Source organism: Hwanghaeella sp. (assembly GCF_965227365.1).
In the GTDB taxonomy this organism is placed as follows: domain Bacteria; phylum Pseudomonadota; class Alphaproteobacteria; order UBA8366; family Aestuariispiraceae; genus Hwanghaeella.
In genome coordinates, this window is sequence record NZ_OZ245754.1 from 4,472,584 (window position 1) to 4,498,502 (window position 25,919).

Below are 25,919 nucleotides of genomic sequence, written 5' to 3' on the forward strand. Positions count from 1 at the left end.
GATTCTCTTTTCCGCCCTTACGGTTTGGGTATGATGCCCTCAGCCGGATATCGTGATGTCCGGCCGAGGCGGAATGGCGGGGGCATCAGGCGCCTGCCCGTCCGCTGCGTGATACGGGAGGGTATGTGATGCGCAGTAATCGTTACGGGCTGGTCCTGGCTGCGGCACTGATTCTGACGGGCGGCGCGGCCGCCGCAAAAGACACACTGACCTTGGGTGTCGGCCTGGAGCCGCCCCATCTGGACCCGACGGCCGGCGCGGCGGCGGCGATCGACGAGATCGTCTATGCGAATGTGTTCGAAGGCCTGACGCGGATCGACCAGAACGGCGCGGTGCGGCCCGGCCTTGCGAAGGACTGGACGATTTCCGACGATCGTCTGACCTATACGTTCACCCTGCGCGACGGGGTCACCTTCCATGACGGGGCCGCCTTCGATTCCAGCGACGTGAAATTCTCCCTCGACCGCGCCCGGGCGGAAGACTCGACCAATGCGCAGAAGGGGCTGTTCGCCGCCATCGCCTCGGTCGAGGCGCCGGATCCGAAAACCGTGGTCGTCACCCTGACGCAGCCGGAAGGCAATTTCCTGTGGAACATGGGCTGGGGCGACGCGATCATCGTCGATCCCGCCAGCGCCGAAGACAACAAGACCAAACCGGTCGGCACCGGGCCGTTCGCCGTGACGCGCTGGACCAAGGGCGACAGCGTGGTCCTGACCCGCCGGGACGGCTATTGGGGCACGGCGCCCGCCTTGAAGACGGTCACCTTCAAATTCATCCCCGACGCCTCCGCCCAGGTCGCGGCGCTGCTGGCCGGCGATGTCGACGCGATGCCGAATATCGGCGCCCCGGAAACCCTCGGCCAGTTCGAGGCGGATCCGCGCTACAAGGTCGTCGTCGGCACAACGGAAGGGGAAACCCTGCTGGTCCTGAATCAGCGCCGCGATCTGTTCAAGGATCCAAAGGTTCGCCGCGCCATCGCCCATGCGGTGGACAAGCAGGCGATCGTCGACGGGGCCATGTTCGGTTTCGGCACCCCGATCGGGTCGCATTTCGCGCCGCACAACCCGGCCTATATCGACCTGACCGGCACCGCGCCGCACGACCCGGAAAAGGCCAAGGCGCTGCTGGCCGAGGCGGGGCATGCGGAGGGGCTGAAACTGGTGATGAAACTGCCGCCGCCCTCCTATGCCCGGCGCGGCGGGGAAATCATCGCCGCCCAGCTGCGCGCCGTCGGAATCGAGACCGAGCTGGTGAATGTGGAATGGGGCCAGTGGCTGTCGGACGTGTTCAAGGGCGATCATGATTTCGACCTGACCATCGTCTCCCATACCGAGCCGCTGGATATCGGAATCTACACCCGCGCGGATTATTATTTCGGCTATCAGTCCGATGCCTTCAACGCGGTGATGGACGAAATTCGTGATACGGCTGACGAGGAAAAGCGCACGGAACTGTATCGGAAAGCGCAGCGGATCCTGGCCGAGGACACCGCCAATGTCTTCCTGTTCCAGCTGGCCAAAACCGGGGTCCGTTCCGAGAAGCTGGAAGGCCTTTGGGAAAACGCGCCGATCCAGGCCAACGACGTCACCGGCGTCCATTGGCGATAGGGTTTCACGTCCCGGCCAATGCGGAGGCCCGTGCGGACTCCGCTGCGGACCGGGGCGGTTTTCCCGTGAAAACAAGGGGGGTTGAAGGGCGCGCCTGATGCTGTCCTATCTCGCTCACCGCGCGTTCAATCTGGCGGCCGCCCTGCTCGCCGCCTCGCTGCTGGTTTTCGTGGTGCTGTCCGTGCTGCCGGGCGACCCGGCGGAAATCATGCTGGGCGTCGGCGCGACACCGGAATCGCTCGCCGCGCTGCGCAAGGAACTCGGCCTCAACGAATCCCCCTTGATCCGTTATTTCGACTGGATCACCGGCGTGATGCATGCGGATTTCGGCCAGAGCATGACCTATGGCGTGCCGGTCGCGGAACTGGTGCTGGAACGCCTGCAGGTCACCGTGCCGCTGGCGGTGATGGCCTTCGTGATGGCGGTCGCCGTCGCCCTGCCCTTCGGCGTGTTCGCGGCGGTGAACCGTAACCGGCCCGGCGATTACCTGGTCATGGGCTTTTCGCAACTGGGCCTGGCGATCCCGAATTTCTGGTTCGGCATCCTGCTGATCCTGGTCTTCGCGGTGCAGCTGCACTGGTTCCAGGCCGGTGGATTCGCGCCCTGGGCGGATGGCTGGGGCCCGGCGCTGAAATCCCTGCTGCTGCCGGCCCTGGCCCTCGCCCTGTCGGAAGCGGCGATCCTGTCCCGCGTCGTCCGCTCCGCGACACTGGACGTTTATCGGGAAGACTATGTCCGCACCGCGCGCGCCAAGGGTTTGAGCAAGACGGCCGTGCTGTTCCGTCACGTGATGCGCAACATGCTGCTGCCGGTCGTCACCATCATGGGGCTGCAATTCGCCTTCCTGATCGCCGGCGCGGTCGTGGTCGAGAACGTCTTCTACCTGCCCGGCCTCGGCCGGTTGATCCTGCAGGCGATCTTCCAGCGCGACCTGGTCGTGGTGCAGAACATCATCCTGCTGCTGGCGGCCCTGGTCGTGCTGGTGAATTTCGCCGTCGATCTGGCCTATGCGCTGATCGACCCGCGCCCGCATGGGGAGGCGCATCGATGAACGCGCGCGCGGGACGCTCGCCGCTGGACAAGGCCCTGCGCCGGCCGAACCTGATCCTGGGCGGCTTGCTGACCGGCATGATCTGCCTGACCGGCCTCGCCGCGCTTTACGGCACGCCCTATCCGACCGACACGGTTTCCATCGCTGAACGGCTGCAGGCGCCCTCCGCCGCGCATTGGCTGGGCACGGATTCGCTGGGGCGCGACCTGCTGTCGATGCTGATGAAAGGCGCGCAGAACGCCCTGCTGATGGGCGTCGTCGCGGTCGGGATCGGCCTGGCCGTCGGCGTGCCGGCCGGTCTTTACGCCGCCATGCGCAAGGGCCTCTCGGTCGACGCGGTGATGCGCCTGTCCGACCTGATCTTCGCCTTCCCGGCGATCCTGACCGCGGTGCTGATCGCCGCCCTGTACGGACCCGGCGTCACCAATGCCATCCTGGCGGTAGGGATTTTCAACATCGCCGTCTTCGCCCGCGTCACCCGCGGCGCGGCATTGCATGTGATGGGACGGCAATTCGTCACCGCGGCCGCCGCGATCGGCCGGACGCCGGTTTCGATCGCCTTTACCCATGTCCTGCCCAATGCGGCCAGCGCCATCATCGTACAGGCGACGATCCAGTTCGCGGTCGCGATTCTGGCGGAGGCGGGGCTGAGCTATCTGGGCCTGGGCGTGCAGCCGCCGGATCCGAGCTGGGGCAAGATGCTGAACGACGCGCAGACCCTGATGTTCACCCATCCGATGCAGGCGGTCGTGCCCGGCGCCGCGATCATGGTGACGGTGCTGGGCCTGAACCTGCTGGGCGACGGCTTGCGGGACGTACTGGACCCGCGGCTGCGCATCATGCGATCCGGCTGAGACTCACGGTGTAACGGTTTGCGAACCGGCCCGGTTACTTGCCGCCGCTGCGCGCCCGGATCGGCTTGGCATAGGCGAGTTCCACGTCCCAGGGGAAGAGGATCCAGGTATCCTGCGACACTTCCGTGACGAAAGTGTCGACCAGCGGGCGCCCGGCGGGCTTGGCATAGACGGTGGCGAAATGGGCCTTGGGCAGCATTTCCCGCACGATCTTGGCGGTTTTGCCCGTATCGACCAGATCGTCGATGATCAGCCATCCGTCACCATCGCCGTCGATGCCCTTCAGGATATTCGCCTCACCCATATCCTTGTGATTATAGGTGGAGATGCAGACCGTATCGACGAGGCGGACTTCCAGTTCCCGCGCGACGATCGCCGCGGGAACGAGGCCGCCGCGCGTGATCGCGACGATGCCCTTGAAGGGACCCAACGAGTCGAGACGATAGGCGAGAGCCCGTGCCGTCCGGTGTAGCTCGTCCCAGGAAACCGGGAAATCCATACCCTTCTCATCGACCATCGCTTCGCCTCCGCGGATTGTTGCCGGCGGGTTAGATAGACCGGTTGCAGGAGGATGAAAAGCAGCAAACCGTTGCGGAGCGCGGTATTGCGCCGGAAAGAGGCGATCCGGGATCGGCGCGCCTCAGACAGCCGCGGCGGGGTCTTCGGTGATAAAGACGCCGGCGATCTTCCAGCTTCCGTCTTCCTGGCGCTCCATCTGATAGATCGCGATGCGGCGGACGCCGTCCCGGCCGATGACGCGCACGGCCTGATAGAGCGTTCCGGCTTCCGTCCGGATATCCAGGAATTCGACGGCCGCCGGATCGATCAGGAAGCCGTATCCGCGCCGCACCATCTGCATGAAGACGCCGACGGTCGGGAAGATCGATTGGATATTCGGCGCCGCGTGGCTGTAGGCGCCGGGCCCGTCATCGCGCCTGAAGGCATCGAGTTGGCTTTGGATCACCGCCGTGACCGCGGTTCTCGTATCGGCGGACTGTGCCTGTCCGGCCTGTGGCGCAACCATCAGCGCCACCGCGAAGAGGGTGAGGATAGATAGACGGGAAAACGCGGAAATCCGCTTCATGACCGTTCCCCTTGTCCTGGTCGGAGAGGGAGTGCGCGCCCTTGGGTTCGGGCGCGTTCCCTTTAATCCGATACGGACGAAACGGCGGAAAGGATCAGCGCGGTGGGCGCGATCAACGAACGAAGACGTGAACTTCGTTATTGGCGACCGCGTCCGTCGTCGTCAGCAGTTGAACCCGGCTGGAGGAAATCCCCATATCGGTCAGCGTCCGCAGGACGTCTTCCGCGTTCCGCTTCGCCGCGGCGTTGTTCAGCGCGATATTCGCCGCATTCCCCTGCGCCGGGCTGACCGCCAAAAGGTCGAAGGTGGCGTTCGGCTTGCGCGACAGTGCCTGGCTGACCGCGTTGAACAGAGCCTGTTGATACTGCACGTTCGGCCGGTCGAAACGAATGATCACCAGCGGCGGATCGCCGGCGGCCGGGACGGTCGCGCGGGCCGCGGCACGGGCCAGATTCTCGGTCTGTGTGAAGGCCTGGGTCGCCAAGCTGGAGCCGTAGAGCTCACCATTCTTGATCGCCAGGGACAGGGTCGTCATGTTCTGACGCTCGCCGTTCACATAGATGTTCTGGCGGCTGATATCCTGGCTCAACTCATTCAGGGCACGGTCCACTTCGACGACCGCCTGATGGACCTTGTCCTCCAGTGCGCGCAGGCGGACATGATCTTCCTCGACCGCGCCGCTCAACCCATAGGTCGCCTGCACCCCGTTCAGGAGATACTGGCCGAAGGCCGCGTGTTCCGCCGCGTCGTTCGACAGCACGGTGACCTGCGGCGTCACTTCGGCGATGCTTTCCAGGGCCGTCTGCGCCTGGTTCCACTGGGCGACCAGGATCGGGTTGCCCGGCGTGGTGCCCTGCTGCAGGCGCGCGGTGATCGCGGCGACCAGCTGATGATAGCGGTCGGCCGAGACGCGGCCCTGTTCCATGATCGCATTGGCGCGGTTCTTGATGTCCTGCACGCCGCCTTCAAGCTTGGTCAGATCGCCCTGCATGGCATCGACCTTGCGGCCGACGAAGGTCTGACCGACGGTCGGCGTCGTCACCCCGGTGGAGGCGACGGCGTTCTGCGCCGCGATGGACTGTTGAATGCTTTGCGCGGCGGCGGCCGGCGCGGCTATTTCGGAGGTTGCGAGCGGCGCGGGCTCAAGCGGTTGCTGCGGGGCGGACGGTGCCTGAACCACGACCGGCGCGCCGACCGGATCGGGCGCCTCCGTCGTCGGCCACAGCGCTTCGCATCCCGCCAGGGCGAAGGACGCCGTGACAAGCAAACCAGTTTTCCAAGTGCCGCTGATCTTCTGCATCTGACCTTCGCGCCTCAACCCTGCCCCAAATCAAATCGAAAAACGAATACTCGAACCCAATACTTACAAGACAAACGTCGTACTTTGGGCAACCAATACTTGGTGCACCCTAAACGTTATTGCCCGGAAGGTCACCCTTAATTGCCCCTCCGCGCCGCGGAAACTTGCGCTTCCGCGATTTGTCCCACCGGACCCTACGCCGAAATTCCCCCGACGGGCCCGTGTCAGCGGCGACGGTGATGCCGGCCCCCGCAATCCTTCGGAAGACTTTGGCATAAGCGCCTGCAACTCTTGAACAACCTTCAGCCTTTTCCCAGCAGGGAGCGGGCCGCCTGTCAAGCGCGCGCATCTTACGTGAGAAGAAAAATGCTCACAAGACAGGCCCGTTCAGGCTTTTCGACAAATGCCGTTCATCTCATCCGCGCCCGCCTTTCCGGCCCGGAAAGGCGCGGTGTCGGCAGGCAATAGAAACATGGCGCCGAAACCATGAACAAATCCCTAAACGGATCGCAAATTCGGTGCTTGCCATCCCCCGCCGCATCCTGTACCAACCGCCCTCGCATCGGCCACGCCGATACGCGGTCCCCGGAAACCGGTCTTCTCGAGGCTTCCCCGGGGCGGGTCCGAAAAGGCCCTGCGCGCCCGTAGCTCAGTTGGATAGAGTGCTTGACTACGAATCAAGAGGTCGGGAGTTCGAATCTTCCCGGGCGCGCCATTTTCTCCTTGATGAATTGACCCTCAATCGCCGGGCGACCGCATCCGCGGTCTTGGCTTTCCTCGCATAAGCTCGGGCGGCCGGTCGGCCTTGCGAACCCTGGCGGGTTCGGAGGGGTGCGCCACTCTCACCCTCTCTTCCGACAATTGACTCCGGTCAACCGGTTCACCTGGATACCGTGGCATAGTTTCCGTTGAAGCCGCCGGTTCCCCCCGGCCGCGCCGATTTCAGCCGGAGGCGATGAATGCGCCGAGTTCATTCCATGTGGACCCAAATGACGCGGGTCTTCGTCCTTCTTGTCGCGTTTCTTGTTCTGGCGGCTTTGCCCGCATCCGCGGCACAGGCCGATGATATGACGGCCTTGCAACAGAAGCTTCAGCAACTGACCCAAACCTACCTGTCCTGCACGGATGACGCCTGCCGCACGCGGGTTCAGGGGGAAATGATGGCGCTTGGCCAGAAAATGGCCGAAGCCGCAGCCGCAGCGGCGGGTCAGGCATCAGGCCAGGCGCAGGGCCAAACGCCGGGCGGGCCCGGGACTCAACCGGGCGCATTGCCGCCCAGCATGTCCTTGCCCATCGCGGGGCCCGTCGATCCGAAACAGGGCCAGTGGCGCTTATACCTGGAATCCCGGTTTCGGACCGATGCGCCGGGCGTTACTGCCCTGGCGGTCGCTTTCGGAGAGGCGGTGCTGACCGCGGACGCGAACGGCGTGCTGACCGGCACCGCAATCCTGGAGGCAGAGGAAATCATCAGTGATCCGCCCAACTGCCAGTCTGATCCGATGACAGGGTCCGGCACTGCGGAACTGGGCGGGCTGATCGATGGCAAAGACATACTGATTTGGATTCTGCCCGGATCGACGATCCCGCTAGGGGGGCGGATGGTCTGCACGGTGAATGGACAGACCAGCGTCCATGAGACGGAATCGACCATGCAACCGGAAAATGAGTTCAGCCTGGTCATCCCCGTCCAATTGGCCAACGAGGATGGCGAGACCTTGTACACGACTGGCGACGTCCGCGGCTCCGTTCCCGGGTCGCCGAGAGGGGCATGGGAGAGGGCCCTGCGCCTGAGCCGGGATGGACCGGAACCACAAGCGCCCGTATTGAAGGATGAAAGCTTCAGTGCCGCGTGGATGCTGGAACATGAAATGACCGTGGCAGGGCATTCGCATCGCGGCGACGTTGCCTTCATGCTGTCGGACGCACCCGCCGGACAAGAACAGGCCATCGACGACTACGGACCGCTGATGATCGAGAGTGGAGGCCTCAACGCCGGCGGCCGGTTGATCCTGAAAGGAAAGACGGATCGCAAGACACTCAGCTTCATCCCGCGCGCGACGATCGACGATATCGACGGCTTGGGCACGCATTTCGAAAATGCCGGCACGCTCTATTTCAACACGCTATTCCATGAAGACGACCAGCACGTCACCCTGCCCCTGAAGGACGGCGCGGAGCTGCGCCAAGGGCCGTCGACTTGGCGGCTGCGGGGCCTATCGAAATGCAAGCTCACCATCACCGCGCCGAAGACAGGCAAGAAGTTTTTGTATTCGGCGGACGCCAACGCCGCCTTGGACATGATCTTCAAGGCCAAGGTGGAGCCTGCGAAATTCGCCAGGGATATCGAATGGCGGGTGCCGAAATTCGGTGCCGGCGACACGACCCTTCTTCCGCAGGATGCCAAAGGGCCCGAGCTTCAGATATCCCTTGTCGGCCTGCCGGATCACAATTCCTATTTCGGCCCGAAACAGGTCACCGCGATCATCCGCACGAAAGAATGCATCGCCGTGGCGACCCGCACGGTCAAACTTTTCTATCCCCGGGACGCCGCAAACAATCCCGGCGAAAACCTGGGTGATACCGCCAAAAACAAACAGGAAGGCTATCCCAAAAAGGTGCCGAACTGGTTCCACTACTGGTCCCAGACTTCGGCGCGGGTCGGGCCTCACCCGATCTATGGCGGGCGCGCCAAGGACTGTAATAAAGCTGCAAATCCTAAGGATCCGGATACTGCCGGGTATTATCCTGAAAACACCCGGTGGGCGCAGCCGAATCATTACCTGATTTGTGATTTGACGTCATTCGGTGCGACCATGCCGTTCAACGCGAAAGTCTGGGGTTTCAAGATGGTCGGTGAGACTCAAATGACCCCCGCGCCCAAAGACCTCAACCTGACCGGCATAGACACCTTTGCACTGACCAGCCTTCATGAAGACGAGCACCGAGTTCATTCGCGGAAGTGGTGGCAGCTCGAGCCCGGCCAAAGGCCGAAGAGCCACCGCATCCTGGATGGCGATGGCGACGGCATTCCGAATGCCATCGAACCCGAACTGAACAAAGAAATATCCAAAGAGCTCACCGGGTCCGCCGATGAAAAATTTCCGTTCTGCATTCCGGGCGTGAAGAAAACCTGGGGCGAATTAACGGATGAAGAATTCTACATCGAATATAAAGCCCACCGGAAACTGAAGGTCGGCGCGCATGACGGCGAGGACTGGTCCTACCCCGGCAAGCAGTGGAAGAAGTAGACGCATGTCGAAAAAGGGGCATCACCCGCCGATCGCTTCTGGACGGGCTTTCATCCGCGGCGGCACGGTTTCAGAACACAGCCTTTGATTGCGGATTTCGCCTGTGCTACCCAAAGCGCGGGGATCAGGAACATGCGGCTTGAACGGGGGTATCTGTGTCTATTTTTCTGCGCATCTTCAAACTATTGCCATTTCTGCTGATTTTATCCGCCTGCGGCACGCATATGGGGACCGAGGTGTCGCGCGCGCCCCTCGCGGAAGGCGAAATGGTCTTCTTCTATGAGATTGTCGCCTACGACCAGAATAGGGACAGTTTCCGGGATCATGTGCCGGGCCAGTTCTGGAAGACGATCGGCGACGACAATCTTGTCCTGACTGAGACGGCGCTGGTCCCGCTCGACGGCCTGCTCCTTCCCTCCCGCGGGAAAAGCGGGAAGTCCTATCTTGGGATCGTGCGGGGCACGGCAAAGGATCAGTATCTGTATTGGTCCGGCACGCCGACGGACTTTTTCTGGAGCAGCAGAATCAACAACCAGATTTCAATGCGCTCCACGCCGCAAAAGGCCATCTATGTCGGAACCTTGGCCTATCTGTTCGACAGCGGGCGGTTCGGCATCCGGATCTTCGACAACTTCCCGAAGGCCAGTGAGGAATTTCTGCGCCGCTATCCGGAATTCGACGGTTTGGTCGTCAAGCAGATCGCGGAGAAGGGGTGGCGCGACGGCATGATCCTGGCGAACAGGGAACATCAGCGGGCCTATATCAACAGCATTGCGGCGGAAGCCGCGGTTATGGGCGCGCTGATCGGAAGCCAATAATCCACACAGTGACATAGCAAGTCGCGCGTCCCGGGCCGCCCTGTTACTGTGGCGCCCTAATAATATGGCGCCCTGTTACTGTAGAGCCTCTGTTACATTGGAGTCTTGGACGGGACGGTTCGAATCGCGGGAAGATGATGGATGGCTGATACCAGTGTGCCGCGCTTGGCGGTGTTGATTGACGCAGACAACGCATCGGCGAAGATCGCGGACGGGCTTTTCGAGGAAATCGCCAAGATCGGCGAGGCCAGCGTGCGGCGGATCTACGGCGACTTTTCCGGCTCGCGGTTGAAGGGCTGGGCGGATGTGCTGGCCAAACACGCCATTACCGCCAGCCAGAATTTCGCCAATACGACGAGTAAGAACGCCTCCGACATCGCGCTGGTGATCGAGGCGATGGACTTCCTGCACAGCGGACGGTTCGACGGATTCTGCCTCGTCTCCTCCGACAGCGATTTCACCCGCCTTGCCTCCCGCATCCGGGAACAGGGCGTCGATGTCTACGGTTTCGGGGAACAGAAGACGCCGGAGAGTTTCAGACAGGCCTGCCGCCGCTTCATCTATACGGAAAACCTGATGCCCGGCGCGGGCGATGCCGACGCGCAATCGGAACCCGACCAGAAGCCGACCAAGGCATTGAAACCGCCCAGCGCGGCGACCCCGCTGATCCGCAAGGCGATCGCGCAATTGGAGGACGAGGACGGCTGGGTGACGCTCGGCGCGGTCGGCACGCAGCTTTCCAACCTGACGTCGGATTTCGACGCGCGGACCTACGGCCAGGTGAAGCTGATGGATCTTGTCGAGAAAACCGGAGCCTTCGAGGTGAAGAAGGAAAACAAGCTGGTGCTTATCCGCGCTAAGCCCCGGAGCCGTCGAAAATCGGGATCCTGAAACCCGTCGGCGCCGCGGCGTGCGATGCGGCGCGTTCGTCGAATACCAAATCCCCGCATTTCAGGATTTGGCGTTACGCCATCACGGCTGCGCGGGCCACGCGGTCTTCCGGGAAGCGGACGATGACGGTGGTGCCCCGGCCGGGGGCGGAGTCGATGGTCATCGACCCCTGGTGCAAGCGCATCATCGCGCGGACCAACGGCAGGCCCAGCCCGGTGCCCTGGTCGTTCCGGATATAGGCCGAACCGGTCTGCGCGAAGGGTTCCACCGCCTGGGCGATTTCCGCCCGCGTCATGCCGATGCCGTTGTCGTTGACGCTGACGGCGAGGCGTCCGTCGGTTTCCAACCCCGTCCGAATGGTGATGCGGCCGCCGCGATCGGTGAACTTGATGGCGTTGGAGGCAAGGTTGATCAGCACCTGTTTCACCAACCGGCGGTCGGCGCGCAGTTCGGGCAGATCCGACGGTCCTTCCGTGATCAGGCTGACGCCCGCCTTCGCGGCATTCGGTTCGATCAGGCGCATCACTTCGTCGACCACCTTGCCCACATCCACCTGGGTTTCGTGCAGGTCGAGCTTGCCGGCCTCGATCCGGGAATGCTCCAGCAGGTCGTTGATCAGCGAGAGCAGATGGCCGCCCGCCTCGCGGATGGATTTGGTGTATTCCTGATACCGGCCGTCGCCGCCCAGCGGCCCGAAGCTCTGCAATTCCATCACTTCGGCAAAACCGATGATCGCGTTCAGGGGCGTGCGCAGCTCGTGGCTCATGCTGGCCAGGAACGACGATTTAGCCTGGTTCGCGCTTTCCGCCGCGGATTTCGCGCGCACCAATTCGTTCATCGTCTTTTCCAGATACAGCATGTGCTGGTTCACGCGGCCGACGACCTGATTGTATTTCTGCGCCACCGGTTCGATCTCGGACCCGGTATGGACGCGGACCGGCTGCAGGTGCTGGGCCTCGTCCTGGTTCTTTTCCATGTCGTCGATGATGTCGACGATGGGCGAGCTTTCGTCATGTTCGAAGACGTTGAGGCCGACACGTTCCCCTTCCTCCGAGACGCGCAGCGGCAGGACGGTGTTCAAGAGTTTGAACAGCACAAAGGCGGTGGTGAAACTGTAGGCGCCGATGGCCGTCACGCCGAGCGCCTGCACGGCGAGTTGGTCGAGCACCGGCATGGCGAAGGCCCCGGCCGGGGCCAGCGGCACCAGGCCGATCGTGCCCACCGCGCCGGCAAAGAGGTGAACCGGCACCGCACCGACCGCATCGTCGACCTTCCATTTCAGCAGCAGGTATTCGCCGGCCAGGACGGCGAGCCCGCCGGCCGCGCCGATCACCGCCGCGCCTTCGGTCGTCAGGATATGCGCGCCGGCGGTGATCGCGACCAGACCGCCGAGAATCCCGTTGAACAACTTGCCGATATGAACACGACGGACCAGCGCATAGCTGACCGCCTGCGTGACGAGGCCGCCGAAACAGGCCGCGACGGTGGTGTTCAGGATGATATGCGGTACGGCGGCGTTGAAATGCAGGGTCGAGCCGCCGTTGAAGCCGAACCAACCGACCCAGAGGCAGATCACGCCGAGCGCGGAAAGCGACAGGTTGTTGGGCTGTGGCGGTTTCGCTTCGCCATCGAAGCGACCCATGCGCGGACCTATGATCACCAGCACGGCCAGCGCGACCCAACCACCGACCGAATGCACCACGGTCGAGCCGGCGAAATCGATGAAGCCGAGCGCTTCCAGCCAGCCGAGCGCGCCACCGTCGATGCCGCTCCAGGCCCAGCCGCCGGTCACCGGATAGACCGCAAGCGCCACCACCAGCGTGATGCAGCCATAGGCGATGAAGCCGACACGTTCCGCGACGGCGCCGGAGATGATCGTCGTCGCGGTGCCGCAGAACAGCGATTGGAACAGCAGGAAGGCGGAGGGCCAGCCGGTTTGAATGTCGGTCTCGCCCGGCTGATACAGCCGGCCGTCGGCGAACATGATCGTCGCGCCGATCAGCCAGAAGGTCGCGGTCGACAGGCATAGATCGGCAAGGTTCTTGGCCGCGACATTGACGTTGTTGCGGGCCCTGACATAGCCGGATTCAAGCGCGCAGAATCCGCCCTGCATGACCAGGATCAGCGCGGCGGCGATGATGATCCAGGCGACGTCGATGAACTCGTTCATCCGTCAGGCCCCGCGAACGGAGGGCGATCCGTCCCGAAGTGCCGCCGGCGCCGTTGATTTTCCATACCCCGTCATGCCCCCACAGCCCCCAAAGGTCAGAAATCACAATCGTGTCTTTTCAGGACAGCGCCTGAACAAAACAAAGAATTCGCGGTCGATTTTCACCGGCCGCCGATAGAATCCACCCCGCGTTATTGGTTATTATTGAAAAACTATTACGAATCTTGAATGAGGCGGCAAGAGTCTTTTCAATTATTACTTTGGCCCGTTGGGCAAGACTCTTGGTCATTTGCGGCGTGCCTACGGCAACAACCCAATTGCATTCCGGCCCGGCTTGGGCCATGGTTTTGCCAGATGGTTCCGGGTCTTTGTGCATAAGTCCCGGATGAAAAGGGAACACGGTGCGGCGTACCCATCAGGGACCAATACCGTGGCTGCCCCCGCAACTGTGAGCGGAGTGCCGCGCCCATTCAGCCACTGGCCCCGACCGGGTCTTCCGTTCAGGAAGCCGGCGCGACGGGCTGGGAAGGCGGGCGAAAAGGCGAAACTTCGCGAGCCAGGAGACCTGCCATCGAGATCAACCACAGGGTCGGACGGGGTGTTCCGGAACCGGGTATTTGCGAAACCTGTTTGGCAAATCCCCCGACATCCCCCGGCCAGGAACCTTTTTGGGGGAACAAATGCGTCAGATCTTTCTAGCGGGTGTGCTACTCACCACTTTCGCCAGCCCGGCCCTTGCCCATCATCCGTTGGGCGGCATGCCGATGGAAACCTTCGGCCAAGGGCTGCTCTCCGGTATCGGTCACCCTCTGCTGGGCTTCGACCACCTGTTTTTCGTCATCGCGATGGGGATCGCGGCGCTCTTCACCGGGCGTAAATTCCTGACCCCGGCGGCCTATATCGGCGGCATGCTGGTCGGCTGCTATGCCATGTATGCCGGTATCGGCCTGCCGATGAAGGAAGCGGTCATCGCGCTGTCCCTACTGATTGCCGGCGGGATCGTGCTGTCCGGCCGCGGCCTGTCGGCCGGTGCCTTCACGGCCCTGTTCATGGTCTTCGGCCTGTTCCACGGTTCCGCTTTCGGCGACGCCATGGCGGCCCAGGAAGGCGGCGCCGGCCGCGCGGTGCTGATCGGCTATCTGATCGGTCTGGGCGCGCTGCAATACGGCATCGCGCTGCTGGCCGGCTGGGTCGCGGAGACGGTGTTCAAGGTCTCCTCCCCGAAAGCGATCGAAGCCCGTCTGGCGGGTGCGGTCGTCGCCGGCATGGGGCTGTTCCTGTCGCTGGAAAGCGCGGAAGGCTTCGTCATGAACGCGTTGGGCTGGGCCGCCTGATTGGGCGGACCGTCTCAAACAAGCGGTCGCGAAGGCCGCTGTAGAAATAGCGAAGGGCGCGGTTTTCCGCGCCCTTTTCCTTTGTTCCTTTGCCACCGTCGCGGGCGGGCCTATTCCGTTTCCTTGAACTGGGCCATCGCCGCCCAGCGCATGTCCTTCACATGCGCGGCCAGCACCTGCAGGAAGGTCTCGAAGAAGTCCGCGCGGTCCGGGCGGTCCAACCGCCGGATCAGATAATGACCCAGCATCATGCAGCGGTCGATCGTGCCCGAAGCGCAATACCGCGCGGCGATATCGGGTGTATGGGCCTCTTCCAGGCCGGGCGCCTGCATCAGCGGTTTCAGCCGCGCATGCAGGGCCAGGAAGCCGGTTCCCTGGGCCAGATAAAGCTCCCGCTCCACCCTGTCGAACCATTCGGTCAGCGCCAGTCGATACCCTTTGACGCAAACCTCCAGAAACAGCGGGTCTGCATCCGGTTCCGGCAGGCCGTCAATCAGATCCGCCACCATGCCGGCGCGGTCCAGCAGCGGCGCGTCGAGCGGCGCGTCCTCCGGCCGGGCCGGTCTTGCCCCCGGCAGGGCGACGCCGTCGCTGAAATTCAGCACCCGGCATTGCGGCGCATCGGCGAACAGACGGGTGAAGAACATCTGGGCGTATTGGAAACTGGGCGTGGTATAGGCGGTGCCGCCGAAATTCGCCTCGGCCGGGACGTCGATCGCCTCCATGCCCGTGCCGCCCTGCCAATAAGGGTCGTCGGTGGCGTAATACTGGCTGTCCTTCGAATGATGTCGGTCCGGTTCGCGGGCGCCGAGATCGAGGCCGAAAAGCCAGATATCCGTCACCCCGAACCCGATGGCGGCCCGCGCCGCGGTATTGATCGCGGTCGGCGCGGCAAGCTGCAGCGCCGGCGCATCGGGCGAAAAGACGCGCGCGCCCGTGGTTGCCGGCCGGAAATACATCAGGCGGCGGCGGAACATTTCCCCAATTCTGGGATCGATCGGGTTGCCGCCGATCAGCACCGTGTCGCTGAAATCGTGGTCGGACCGGGTCGCCGCCAGCATGTCGGCCATGTCGGTCGTGTTTTCCAGCTCGCAATGGAAGTCGGGCACGATGCCATGGCGCAACAGAACCCGCAGAGAGGATCCGCCCGAAAAAACCAGAGCGCGGTCGGCCAATTGCTTGATCAACGGGATTGCCCGGTCCACCGACGGGCCGCTGCCGACGATCAGCGCCGGGGCGGAGAGACCGCCTTTCGGACCGTCGCGGAACAGTTTCCAGTCGTAGCGCTTCAGGTTGTCCAGCGTATTCCGGAACATGAGGATTTCATCTTCCAGAAAACCCGACGACACTTCCAGCAGCTTCGACCGTGCCGCGACCCGGTCCCGCACCGCGCGATTATGCGGAGCGTCCAGATGGGTCATGAAATAACTGCCGTCGACCAGCGCCGCATTGGCCCCGCGCAGGGCGAAGATGATCTCGCTCGCCGCGCCGTCGGGGTCGCCGTTGGCGACCAGGGTGACGGTCCCGCCGCGCGCCTCGACCGCCCGGAAAATCCCGGCCCAGGGCAGGGCATGCAGGCTCCAATAAATCAGGTTCGGATCGGTCTCATAAATGATCAGATCCCGGGTTTCGAATGCTTCCAGGACCAGCGGCAAGAATATTCCAAGGCCCAGGCCGAAACAGACGAAGCCACCCGCATCCTGGGTCGGGACGGGTCCGACCGTTTTGTTTCCGACACTGTCGTAGATATCGCCGATGAACCGGTCGGCGATCAGGGTCCGCATCGGGCTGGGTTGCGGCGGCTGGATCAGATGCCGGGTCGGGTTTCTCAGGAAATCCTCGACCTGGGTATAGGCCGCGGTCAGGGCATCCGGCCGATAAAGCGGATTGCCGTTCATGTCGCACAGGTTCAGGTCGCCCCGCGCCGCCGACCCCTGCAGGCGGTAGGATCCGCCCTCGCCCGCCGCGACCGCATCGATGATCCGTCCCATCCCGGCTCGGTGAAAGGCTTCAATGCTTTGTTCGAAATAGGACATCGCTGGGCAGGGTCGCTTGAAATTTCCGCTGAAAAGGCCGTTTTGGGCGGAAACCCTGGCATGCTTCGCCGGGAAAGGGAAATCCCGTTTGGCTCCTCACGCCGCGCTAGACGGCCTCGCAGCACGGATCGCTATCGACGGTCGCCGGTTCCAGCCACATCTCTCCGTCGGGGGCGGTCCCCGCCTTTCGCCGTTTCGGCAGGGTGACGCAGAAACAGGACCCGCAGCCCAGATCCGACCGCAGGGTTAGGCGCCCGTCGTTCAGTTCCACCAGCTGACGGACCAGGGCGAGGCCGAGCCCCGACCCCTCCGACTGGCGGGAATATTTGTTGTCGACCTGTTCGAACGGCCGGAAGACGCGTTCCTGATCCTCTTGCGCGATGCCGACGCCGGTATCCCTGACCTGGAGGGTCACGACCTCGGCCCCGGCCTCCCGCACCGTGACGGTCACCGCCCCGCCCGCCGGCGTGTATTTGATCGCGTTGCCGACCAGATTGGTCAGGATCTGCCGGACCGAACGCGGATCCGCGAAACATGGCACTGTATGATCGGGGATCTGCGCGGTGAAGGTCAGTTCATTCTTCGCCGCCCGCGCCGAGAACCCCTCGGCGACGGGGCGCAGGAAAGCGGCCAGGTCGAATTCGTCCCGCTCGGTCTCGACCTTGCCGGACTCGATCTTGGCGATGTCGAGGACGTCGTTGATCAGGTCGAGCAGATGGGCGCCGCTATCATGAATATGCCCGGCATATTCGCTGTAGGTATCCATCACATTCTCGCCCATCGTGCGGTCGCGGATCAATTCCGCGAAACCGAGAATAGCATTGAGCGGCGTGCGCAGTTCATGGCTCATCGTTGCCAGGAATTGGGACTTGGCCTTGTTCGCCCGATCCGCATCGTGCTTCGCCTCGACCAGTTCGTTGGCCTGAAGCCGGATCGTTTCCGTCGACATGCGCAGCACGTCGGCGCCCGTCCCGACCCCCAGATAGGCGCCGTTCCGGACGACGATGAACCCCTGCACCATGGCAGTCGGCTTTTCACCGAGTATCCGCCGGCTCAACACCGACAAGGGCACCGTTGCATCCACGATGAGGGGCGCGGCATCCATCAGGCTGGTGATCGGCCGCCGGGCATAAAGCGACCGGCCATAGGGCGCGGCGAAGGTGAGCAGGAATTCGTGCCGCCCGACCAGTCCGACCGGCCTGCCGGCCTGATCGACGACCGGCAGCACGAACAGGTCCGGGTCTCGCCCGAACAACTCGTAAACGGTTTCGCACCGGGTTTCCGTCAGGCGCGGTTCCACCGGCGCCGCGATTGAGCCCAGACTGACCGCTTTCTCCCCGGCGGTCAGCGAAACGGAAGACTGCATGTGTACCCCCTACACGATATTACGCGGCGGAACAGTCGGCGTGAGAAGGTTAACAAAACCCAAATTCGCGTTAACGAATATCAAGGGATATCTGGACGAATCCGAAATTCATCAGTCATAGGGCGTGTATGATTTTTCTTCGTAAATATCTGAATTCATTAACGTATTTATTTCTCGCTTCAGCGCGGCGCGGCGGTCGTTCGTCTTATAGACGGCGCGGGCGAGCTCTATGAATGTTTTGTTAAAGTTTTTGTCGCGTTCACAATCCCGGATGTCGTCCTCGATCCGCCAGAGGGCCTCGTTCACCTCTCGCAGGGCATCCGTCGCCTGGGCGACACCCGCGGGCAGCGGTCGTGCTTCGTCGCGTACCGCGGCCAATAGCGCCAATTCCCTGCGAACGTTGTCCAGCGCGGCAGGATCCGCGAGTTTCTGCTGCTTGATCTCCAGAATCGTGATCTTGTCGATCAACTCGCCCCAGGATACCGGAACCATGACGGACATCGGGTTGAACCTCCGCAAGCGATAAGCCGGCCATCGAAGAACCGTGTTAAGTCAGTGATGTCAGACGACGCCAACAACCCCGCCGATCACCAGGAAAGCATAACGGAGTCGGTGGAGACGGCAATCCGGCAGGCGACCGCCCTGGTCGGAGAGAGCCGGTTCGCCGAAGGCGAAGCTGTGTGCCGATCCGCCATCGACCGCCTGGGGGACCATCCGGATCTTTGGAAATGCCTCGGCGCGGTGCGGCACCATGCGGGCAACGGTCCGGGCGCGGCGGATGCCTTCCGCAAGGCCGCGGAAATCCGGCCCGACGACGCCGGGGCCTGGGCCTCGCTGGGGTTGATGCTGGCGACATCGGACCGGTCGGACGAAGCGATAGAAGCCCTGTACAAGGCGGTGGAGATCGACCCGGGGCAGAGCGCGGCGGCGCGCAATCTGGGCCTCAGCCTGATGAAGGCCGGCCGTCCGGCGGAGGCGCGCGACGTCTACCGGACGCTTGCGGCGCAATCGCCGAACGACGCGGACGTGCTCGGCTGGCTCGGCCATGCAAGCGCGGCGGCGGACGATATCGATACGGCCTATGCCGCCTATACCCGATCCCTGCAGATCAGCCCCGGCAATCAGAACCTGGAATTGACCCTGGCGCTGGTGGAACGGGATCTGGGCCTGTTCCCGGCCAGCCGGACGAGGTTCGACCGCCTGCTCGCCGCCCGCCCGGACGATCCCGTCCTGCGGTTTGCTCAGGCCCAGAATATGTTGCTGCAGGGCGATTACGTGAACGGGTTCCGGGAATATGAATGGCGCTGGAAACGCCCCGGCATGGAAATGCCGGTCTTCGACGCCGCCCCCTGGCAGGGGGAGGAGATCGCCGGGAGATCCATTCTGCTGCATGACGAGCAGGGCCTGGGCGACACCATCCAATTCTGCCGCTTCGCGCTTACCCTGCGCGACAGGGGCGCCGCGGTGACCTTGCTGGTCCGGCCCCGGCTGCGCCGCCTGATCTCGACCCTGTCCCGGGACATTTCCTGTGTCGACGCTGTGCCGCCCGGCGCCGATTACGATTTTCACTGCCCGCTGATGAGCCTGCCCTTCCGATTGGGCCTCTCCCTCACCGACATCCCGGCGCCGCCCGCCTACCTGCAGGCCGAGGACGCCCTGGTCGGCCAATGGCGGGAAAAGCTGGCGGCTGCGAGCGGCGGCAAGCTCTCGGTCGGCCTGAACTGGCAAGGGGATCCGTCTTCCCAGTCCGAACGCGGGAGATCCCTGCCCTTCGATGCCTTGCGGGAATTGCTCAACCTGCCCGATATCCATTTCTTCCTGCTGCAGAAACAACATGGCCGCGACGGCATGGCGGACGCCGCGCAAGCGGCCAATGTCACGGATCTAGGCGAAAAGCTGGATCTGGGCGACGATGCCTTCGTCGACACAGCCGCCGTCATGCATTGCCTGGACATTGTCGTCACCAGCGATACCGGGCCGGCCCATCTGGCCGGTGCCATCGGTGCGCGGACCTGGGTCCTGCTGAAGAAAGTGCCTGAATGGCGTTGGGGCACGGCGGGGGAGGCAATGCCCTGGTATCCATGCATGCGGCTGTTCCGGCAGACGGTTCGCAGCGACTGGTCCGGCCCGGTCGATCGGATCCGCGCCGCCTTGCAGTCCGCCACGAAAGATCGGCTTTCATAAAATTCAATCCGCTGTGACGACCGTCACAGCGCTTCCCAGTCGTCTGTTTCAGTCTTCGTTGTGAAGAGGTCTGCCCGCATCGGGCAGCCCACGAAGTGGCAAACCACCGGAAACGGTGGGACGCAAAGTTTCCGGCCTAAAGCGGCTGTTATCCGGCAACGGGTGGCGGCGTCATGGTAGCGGGACTGCCGAATGGAGCCGCCATGATGCGCCGTACGACCTTTATCGGATTGATTCTTCTCTCCCTGTCGCTATCCGCGCCGGGGGCACTGATCTACGTATCGAAAGACGCCGCCCGTAACCACGAGGTTCGACTGGCCGCCAAAAGCCGCGGTGTCGAGCGGGGCAGCGGGATGGTGTGGCTGACGACGCCGGCCTTTTCGATACTGGATTCCGCCGGCGACAACCGGGTCTTCGTCGCCGCGTTGAAGGTAGAAAACAGGACCGAGGCGACCCGTCTGTGCAGGTGGATGCCCGTCCTTCGCGACCGCATTCAGACCGTGGTCGCCGGTGTGAACCGGCGTTTCGCCAGCCAGGTCACGCCGACTTTGTCGATTGAGAAACGCCGGCTCAAAAACGAGTTGGCGAGCGTGCTGGAAACCGGGGGGCCGATGACGGTGGATTTCGTCGACGCCACGGTGGAACCGGGTACGGTACTGACCGGGGGCGAGTCCGTCGTTTGCGACGGCAAGACCCTGGACCGACGGAAAGCGACGGTCTTCTTCTGAGGAAAGACCGTATCCGATGGCCAGGGAGATCTTCGGGTCGGATACCGGCCAGAAGGATGAGCCGGAACCGGGACCGACACGGGAACCCGGCCTTGAGAGGGAACCGCGGGCAAAGCCCGCCGAACGAGTTTGGAGCGACCGTGAATTTCACGACGATCTTTGCCGCTTCCTGCGTGACCCTGTCGGTGTCGATCGTCGGCGGGCTTTACGTTGCGAGCAAGGTCGAGCGACGGCTTGAATTCAGCGGAACGCCCGGGTCCGCGGCCGAACGGCAATGGGTCGCGACCCCGCCCTTCACGCTGATCGGCACGGATGGCGATCGCCATCACGTGATCGCGTTGATCAGAATCCGAAACAAGGAGGAAGCGACCCGGTTCTGCAAATACATGCCGATCGTGCGCGACCGCCTGCAGCGGTTTGCCTCGGCGGTGCGGGTCGCCGACCCGAATGACGGACGGCCCACATTGAACGGCGGCACCGATTCACTGGCCGGCGATTTGAGCGAGGCCATCGGTTTGCACGGCGCACCGAGAATTGAAATCGTCGACGGAAACTTTCCCGTTCAGAAAGTAACCAAGAAGATCCCAGCCACCTGCCGGCGCGGAAAACTCGCCGCCTGACCCATCGCCCCAGCGTCCACCCAATCCACCTTCCCAACCCTTCTGCCGAACCCGCCGGGCAACTGCCCGACCAGCCGATTCCGGCACGAGACCTTGTCCCCTTCGCGGGAAAGCCGGTGCTTGTCGGCCCCGGCCTGCTTCCTTTAGGGTTTGGTCCCCCGATAGGGTTAAACCCATTCGCCAACCAGAACATCACGAAGGAAGTGCCCGCATGCGCGAATATCCGACATTCGTCACCCATCTCGAATGCTCGATGACCGGCAAGACCTATCCGGCAGACACCATTCACGGCCTGTCGGAAGCGGGTCGCCCGCTGCTTGTCCGCTATGACCTGGATGCGCTGGGCAAGGCGATCTCGAAAGAGGAACTGGCGACGCGCCTGGAAGGCGGTTTCTGGCGGTACCGGGAATTCCTGCCGGTGCGGAAATCCGAAAACGCGGTCGCGCTGGGCGAAGTGATGACGCCGCTGATCGACCTGCCGAAACTGTCGGCGGAACTGGGCGGCACGATCATCGTCAAGGACGAAGGGCGCCTGCCGACCGGATCGTTCAAGGCGCGCGGCCTGGCGCTGGCCGTTTCCATGGCGAAGGAACTGGGCCTGACCCATCTGGCGATGCCGACCAACGGCAATGCAGGTGCCGCCATGGCTGCCTATGCCAGCCACGCCGGCATGAAGACGACCATCTTCTGCCCGGCCGATACGCCGGAAGTGAACGTCTCCGAGATCGAACTGCAGGGCGCGACCGTCTATCGCGTCAACGGGCTGATCAACGATTGCGGCAAGATCGTCGGCGAGGGCAAGGAAAGCGTCGGCTGGTTCGACGTCAGCACCTTGAAGGAGCCGTACCGCATCGAAGGCAAAAAAACGATGGGGATCGAACTGGCCGAGCAGATGGGCTGGACCCTGCCGGACACGATCTTCTATCCGACCGGCGGCGGCACCGGCCTGATCGGCATGTGGAAAGCCTTCGCGGAATTGCAGGCGATCGGCTGGCTGACCGGCAAGATGCCCCGGATGATAGCGGTGCAGGCGACCGGCTGCGCGCCGATAGTGAAAGCCTATGACGAGGGCGAGGAACATGCGCCCTTGTGGGAAAACGCCCATACCATGGCCGCCGGCATCCGCGTGCCCATCGCCGTCGGCGATTTCCTGATCCTGCGGGCCGTGCGCGAAAGCGGCGGCTTCGCCATCGCCGTCGACGACGACGCGATCCAGGCGGCGCAGGAGGAAGTGGCAAAGCGCGAGGGCGTGCTGCTCTGCCCCGAAGGCGCGGCGACCTATGCGGCCTATAAACAGTCCCTGGCCGACGGCCGCGTCGGCAAGGGCGAGACCGCGGTTCTGTATAACTGCGCCACCGGGCTGAAATACCCGATGCCGCGTATCGACCGCTCCCTCGACCGGACGAAGCCCATCGACTATTCGCAGTTCAAATAAGGCGGTCTGCGCCCATTCGGCGCAAAGTCGGAACAAAGAAAAACCGCACCTCTCTTCCGGGAGGTGCGGTTTTCGATTCCTCGAGGTGACGGTGCGAAATCAGTCGCTGCTGCCGCCGAACAGGTTCTTCACACCGTCGGTCGCCCCTTTCAGGGCACCGCCCGCGGCTTCGCCGGCCGAGCCGCCCGCGCCTTCCAGCACCTTGGTCGCTTCGCCGGTCGCGCCCTCGACCGCCTTGGTCGCCTCCTCGACGGCCTGTCCGGCCGCTTTCTTCAGATCGTCCAGGTTCAGGTTGGCGACGGCGCCCTGAACGCGGGCGGTCAATGCGTCGAGAACCTTCCCGGCCACTTCGCCCGGCGTCGCGCCGCCTGACTCCTTGCCGATATCCTTCAGGTGGATCTCCGGCACCTTGGTACCCAGCTTGTCACCCTTCAGGAAGGGCGCGCTGACGCTGACTTCCGCGCCGCGCACGTAGAGATCGTTGATGACGACCTTCGTGCCCTCGCCCTCGGACTCGCCGGCGGAGGACGACCCGCCCGAGGATCCGCCTGAAACCTGTTTGGTGAAGTTTTCGACATTGCGCTGAATGGCGTCGATATTGGATCCGACGTCGCCCAGTTCGTAGATCACTTTCGGCGAAGTGACGACGACTTCCTTGATCACGATCGGATTGGCTTGCAACGAGTCGAGATCCAGCGAGACGCTGATGTCGCCCAGGTTGAACGCGTATTCGGAATTGAAGCCCGACGGGTTCGCCACGTTCAATTCACCGAGCGCGCCCTTGCTGCCGCCGATATCCAGATCCACCTTGCCGAGGGAGACGCTGACGCCGGTCGCCCGCGTGCCGGCCTGTTCGACCGCACTGCGCACGAGTTCGTTGAGGTTGCTCAAGAAGTAATAGACCCCGCCCCCGATCAGGACGATCAGGACAACGAGTGCTATGCCGATTTTTTTCACCATTTTGGTGCCGCCTTTCCGGAACCCGATGCATCGGGCCCCCTTCACTGGGATCACGATTTTAAACTGTCCCGCCCCGGGCGCCTTATCGGCGCGCTGGCCCCGCGGCGCAAGTCTATGCGACAAACCATTCCAGTAAAGAGAATCGGGTATTTAGTTTTCATGACCGGAATTGAATTGGACGATATCGCCGCGGCGGACCGAACCCGACTGGTAACGCGGGGCGTGTGCCGGCTACTGACCCAGATGGACCAGGCCTGCATCACCGAGTTGCGTCTGAAGACCGGAAGGCGGGTCGATGTCATCTCCTTGGATTCCAAGGGGAAATTCACCATCGTCGAGGTGAAGGTGAGCGTGGCCGATTTCAGGAACGACCGGAAATGGCAGGAATACCTGCCCTTCTGCGACGCCTTCTTCTTCGCCGTGCCGGTCAATTTTCCGCAGGAAATTCTGCCGGAGGAAGCAGGCCTGATCAGCGCCGACGCCTATGGCGCGGCGATTCTGAACCCGGCCGCGGAAGGCGATATGAACGCCAGCCGCCGCAAGGCCCTGACCCTGCGATTCGCTAGGCATGCGGCGGGCCGTCTGTCCGGCGTCACCGACGAGGTTCTCGGCAGCGCGAATACGGAATTCCTGAGCGACGTCTGAGGCCGGCCTCTTGGGCCGACGATCAGCCGCCGCGCAGTTTCTTGACCGTGCCGGTGGTCGAATGCCCGTCCAGCAGGCCGGCCAGGAAGACGCGCCCGCCCCAGGATTGCACGTCTTCGGCCCCGACGACGGTTTCCACCGTATAGTCCTGGCCCTTCACCAGAACGTCCGGTTTCACCGCGCGGATCAGGTCCAGCGGCGTGTCCTCGCCGAAGACGACGACCGCATCGACGCTGGCGAGCGAGGCGAGCACTGTCGCCCGCGCTGTCTCGTTATGGACCGGCCGTTCGGGTCCTTTCAGACGGGCCACCGACTCATCGCTGTTCAGGCCGACGACCAGCCGGTCGCATTGTTCGCGGGCCTGCTGCAGCAAATGCACATGGCCCGGATGCAACAGGTCGAAACACCCGTTCGTGAAGCCGACCGTTTTTCCCTGACGGCGCCATAGTCCGACCTGGTCGACCATGCCCGCCAGGGTGTGGACCTTGCGTTCCCCTTCCAGCCAGGTCGCGCCATGGGCCGCGGCGACAAGTTCATCGGGGCGCGCCACCGCGGTGCCGGTCTTGCCGACCACCACGCCGCCGCCCAGATTGGCAAGCCGCGCGGCATTGGCGCGGTCCAGACCGGACGCGAGCGCGGCGGCCATCAGCGCGATCACCGTATCGCCTGCGCCGACCACATCGAAGACCTCACGCGCCTGGGCCGGGATATGCAGCACACCATCCGCATCGGCCAAGGTCATGCCCTTTTCGCTGCGGGTCGCAAGGATCCCGGTGACGCCGAAATCCCGGATCGCTGTTTCGCAGGCGGTTTCCACTTCCGAATCCGTCGCCATCGGCAGACCCGTCGCGAGCGAGAGTTCGGCCCGGTTCGGCGTCAACAGACTGGCCCCGGCATACCGTTGATAATCGCGCCCCTTCGGATCGACCAGGACCGGTACCGAAGCCTTTTTCGCCCGGTCGATGACCGCGGCGATGACGCCATCGGTCAACACGCCCTTGCCGTAATCGGACAATACGATCGCCCCGCACCGCGGCAGTACCATGTCGATCGCGGCAATCACGGCGGATTCCGCCTCGGCATCCAGCGCGCCGTCGGTTTCCTCATCCGCGCGCAGCAACTGCTGGCCGCCGGCCAGGAAGCGCGTCTTCACCGTCGTCGGACGCGACCCGTCGCGAATCAGCGTCAGGGTCAAGCCCGCCCTGTTGCCGAGCAGGTCTTCCAGTTCGTCGGCGGCGGGATCGTTGCCGGTGACGGAGACAAGCACCGATTTCGCGCCGACCGCCGCCAGATTGCAGACCACGTTGCCGGCCCCGCCGGGCACCGTGCTGTGTCCCTTGACCGAAAGGACGGGGATCGGGGCTTCCGGGCTGATCCGCGCGACGGCGCCGTGCACGAACCGGTCGAGCATGACATCGCCGATGACAAGCACGGTCGCACGCGCCAAACCTTCGATCGCGCGCACCGGGTCGTCGCCCAATGCTGAACCGGGGGCGGGAACCGCCGCTGTCTTATCCTGTGTCATAGGGGCTGCGTACTCCAAGGCCGGGCAGGGTTCAAGCGTCCCGGCCCGGTACATCTCCTCCCC

General features: G+C 63.4%; 21 protein-coding genes, 1 tRNA gene and 2 riboswitches. Of the genes, 13 read left to right on the forward strand and 9 right to left on the reverse strand.

What is annotated here, in order from left to right:
- Window positions 1–128 precede the first annotated feature (128 nt).
- The 3 genes from ACQK2G_RS20435 to ACQK2G_RS20445 all read left to right on the forward strand — a co-directional run bounded on the left by ACQK2G_RS20435 (window position 129) and on the right by ACQK2G_RS20445 (window position 3,512).
- Window positions 129–1,607, forward strand: a complete 1,479-nt coding sequence (locus ACQK2G_RS20435; protein WP_425406881.1) for an ABC transporter substrate-binding protein — start codon at window positions 129–131, stop codon at window positions 1,605–1,607.
- A gap of 97 nt (window positions 1,608–1,704) precedes the next feature.
- Window positions 1,705–2,658, forward strand: coding sequence for an ABC transporter permease (locus tag ACQK2G_RS20440; protein ID WP_425406882.1), 954 nt, complete (start codon window positions 1,705–1,707; stop codon window positions 2,656–2,658).
- Window positions 2,655–3,512 (forward strand): ABC transporter permease, encoded by an 858-nt coding sequence (locus ACQK2G_RS20445; RefSeq protein WP_425406883.1) that lies wholly within the window; start codon window positions 2,655–2,657, stop codon window positions 3,510–3,512. The genes ACQK2G_RS20440 and ACQK2G_RS20445 overlap by 4 nt, the downstream gene beginning before the upstream one ends.
- Before the next feature lie 34 nt (window positions 3,513–3,546).
- Here ACQK2G_RS20445 and gpt read toward each other — a convergent pair whose 3' ends face one another.
- The 3 genes from gpt to ACQK2G_RS20460 form a co-directional block, all read right to left on the reverse strand.
- On the reverse strand, window positions 3,547–4,029 hold the full coding sequence (gene gpt / locus ACQK2G_RS20450; protein WP_425406884.1) for a xanthine phosphoribosyltransferase: 483 nt from the start codon (window positions 4,027–4,029) through the stop codon (window positions 3,547–3,549).
- Window positions 4,030–4,152: 123 nt separating this feature from the next.
- Window positions 4,153–4,596 (reverse strand): DUF4864 domain-containing protein, encoded by a 444-nt coding sequence (locus ACQK2G_RS20455; RefSeq protein ID WP_425406885.1) that lies wholly within the window; start codon window positions 4,594–4,596, stop codon window positions 4,153–4,155.
- A 112-nt stretch (window positions 4,597–4,708) separates the two neighbouring features.
- The gene (locus ACQK2G_RS20460) at window positions 4,709–5,896 is read right to left on the reverse strand and encodes a hypothetical protein (RefSeq protein ID WP_425406886.1); all 1,188 of its coding nucleotides are present in this window, start codon (window positions 5,894–5,896) and stop codon (window positions 4,709–4,711) included.
- A gap of 638 nt (window positions 5,897–6,534) precedes the next feature.
- Here ACQK2G_RS20460 and ACQK2G_RS20465 point away from each other — a divergent pair.
- From ACQK2G_RS20465 to ACQK2G_RS20480, 4 genes are all read left to right on the forward strand, one after another.
- Window positions 6,535–6,611, forward strand: a tRNA-Arg gene (locus tag ACQK2G_RS20465).
- A gap of 244 nt (window positions 6,612–6,855) precedes the next feature.
- Window positions 6,856–9,144 carry a hypothetical protein gene (locus ACQK2G_RS20470; protein WP_425406887.1) on the forward strand — a complete coding sequence of 763 codons (2,289 nt, stop codon included), beginning with the start codon at window positions 6,856–6,858 and terminating at the stop codon, window positions 9,142–9,144.
- Window positions 9,145–9,299: 155 nt separating this feature from the next.
- The gene (locus ACQK2G_RS20475) at window positions 9,300–9,962 is read left to right on the forward strand and encodes a hypothetical protein (protein WP_425406888.1); all 663 of its coding nucleotides are present in this window, start codon (window positions 9,300–9,302) and stop codon (window positions 9,960–9,962) included.
- Between the two features lie 141 nt (window positions 9,963–10,103).
- A complete protein-coding gene (locus ACQK2G_RS20480) occupies window positions 10,104–10,853 on the forward strand; it encodes an NYN domain-containing protein (RefSeq protein ID WP_425406889.1) in 750 nt (249 codons plus the stop codon).
- A gap of 73 nt (window positions 10,854–10,926) precedes the next feature.
- On the opposite strand, the gene ACQK2G_RS20485 is transcribed toward ACQK2G_RS20480, so the two are convergent.
- Window positions 10,927–13,023, reverse strand: coding sequence for an ATP-binding protein (locus ACQK2G_RS20485; protein ID WP_425406890.1), 2,097 nt, complete (start codon window positions 13,021–13,023; stop codon window positions 10,927–10,929).
- Between the two features lie 338 nt (window positions 13,024–13,361).
- A riboswitch (cobalamin riboswitch) is annotated at window positions 13,362–13,610 on the forward strand.
- A gap of 93 nt (window positions 13,611–13,703) precedes the next feature.
- Here ACQK2G_RS20485 and ACQK2G_RS20490 point away from each other — a divergent pair.
- Window positions 13,704–14,357 (forward strand): HupE/UreJ family protein, encoded by a 654-nt coding sequence (locus tag ACQK2G_RS20490; RefSeq protein WP_425406891.1) that lies wholly within the window; start codon window positions 13,704–13,706, stop codon window positions 14,355–14,357.
- 110 nt (window positions 14,358–14,467) lie between these two features.
- Here ACQK2G_RS20490 and ACQK2G_RS20495 read toward each other — a convergent pair whose 3' ends face one another.
- The 3 genes from ACQK2G_RS20495 to ACQK2G_RS20505 form a co-directional block, all read right to left on the reverse strand.
- Window positions 14,468–16,348, reverse strand: a complete 1,881-nt coding sequence (locus ACQK2G_RS20495) for a motility associated factor glycosyltransferase family protein (protein ID WP_425406892.1) — start codon at window positions 16,346–16,348, stop codon at window positions 14,468–14,470.
- Window positions 16,349–16,499: 151 nt separating this feature from the next.
- Entirely contained in the window at window positions 16,500–17,759 is a 1,260-nt protein-coding gene (locus ACQK2G_RS20500; protein ID WP_425406893.1) for a sensor histidine kinase, read from the reverse strand.
- A gap of 111 nt (window positions 17,760–17,870) precedes the next feature.
- Window positions 17,871–18,260: a DUF6165 family protein gene (locus ACQK2G_RS20505; protein WP_425406894.1), complete on the reverse strand. Its 390-nt coding sequence runs from the start codon at window positions 18,258–18,260 to the stop codon at window positions 17,871–17,873.
- A 57-nt stretch (window positions 18,261–18,317) separates the two neighbouring features.
- On the opposite strand from ACQK2G_RS20505, the gene ACQK2G_RS20510 reads away from it, so the two are divergent.
- The 4 genes from ACQK2G_RS20510 (at window position 18,318) to ACQK2G_RS20525 (ending at window position 22,726) form a co-directional block, all read left to right on the forward strand.
- On the forward strand, window positions 18,318–19,943 hold the full coding sequence (locus tag ACQK2G_RS20510; RefSeq protein ID WP_425406895.1) for a tetratricopeptide repeat protein: 1,626 nt from the start codon (window positions 18,318–18,320) through the stop codon (window positions 19,941–19,943).
- An 87-nt stretch (window positions 19,944–20,030) separates the two neighbouring features.
- A riboswitch (cyclic di-GMP riboswitch) is annotated at window positions 20,031–20,136 on the forward strand.
- Window positions 20,117–20,671: a hypothetical protein gene (locus tag ACQK2G_RS20515; protein WP_425406896.1), complete on the forward strand. Its 555-nt coding sequence runs from the start codon at window positions 20,117–20,119 to the stop codon at window positions 20,669–20,671. (Overlaps the previous riboswitch by 20 nt.)
- Window positions 20,672–20,811: 140 nt before the next feature.
- Window positions 20,812–21,291 (forward strand): hypothetical protein, encoded by a 480-nt coding sequence (locus tag ACQK2G_RS20520; protein ID WP_425406897.1) that lies wholly within the window; start codon window positions 20,812–20,814, stop codon window positions 21,289–21,291.
- Window positions 21,292–21,502: 211 nt separating this feature from the next.
- The gene (locus ACQK2G_RS20525; RefSeq protein ID WP_425406898.1) at window positions 21,503–22,726 is read left to right on the forward strand and encodes a threonine synthase; all 1,224 of its coding nucleotides are present in this window, start codon (window positions 21,503–21,505) and stop codon (window positions 22,724–22,726) included.
- 99 nt (window positions 22,727–22,825) lie between these two features.
- Here ACQK2G_RS20525 and ACQK2G_RS20530 read toward each other — a convergent pair whose 3' ends face one another.
- Window positions 22,826–23,686, reverse strand: coding sequence for a hypothetical protein (locus ACQK2G_RS20530; protein WP_425406899.1), 861 nt, complete (start codon window positions 23,684–23,686; stop codon window positions 22,826–22,828).
- 159 nt (window positions 23,687–23,845) lie between these two features.
- Between ACQK2G_RS20530 and ACQK2G_RS20535 the strand changes: the two genes are divergently transcribed.
- A complete protein-coding gene (locus ACQK2G_RS20535; RefSeq protein ID WP_425406900.1) occupies window positions 23,846–24,331 on the forward strand; it encodes an MmcB family DNA repair protein in 486 nt (161 codons plus the stop codon).
- 22 nt (window positions 24,332–24,353) lie between these two features.
- On the opposite strand, the gene rfaE1 is transcribed toward ACQK2G_RS20535, so the two are convergent.
- Complete coding sequence (gene rfaE1, locus ACQK2G_RS20540; RefSeq protein ID WP_425406901.1) at window positions 24,354–25,856, reverse strand: D-glycero-beta-D-manno-heptose-7-phosphate kinase; 1,503 nt, start codon at window positions 25,854–25,856, stop codon at window positions 24,354–24,356.
- Window positions 25,857–25,919 lie beyond the last annotated feature (63 nt).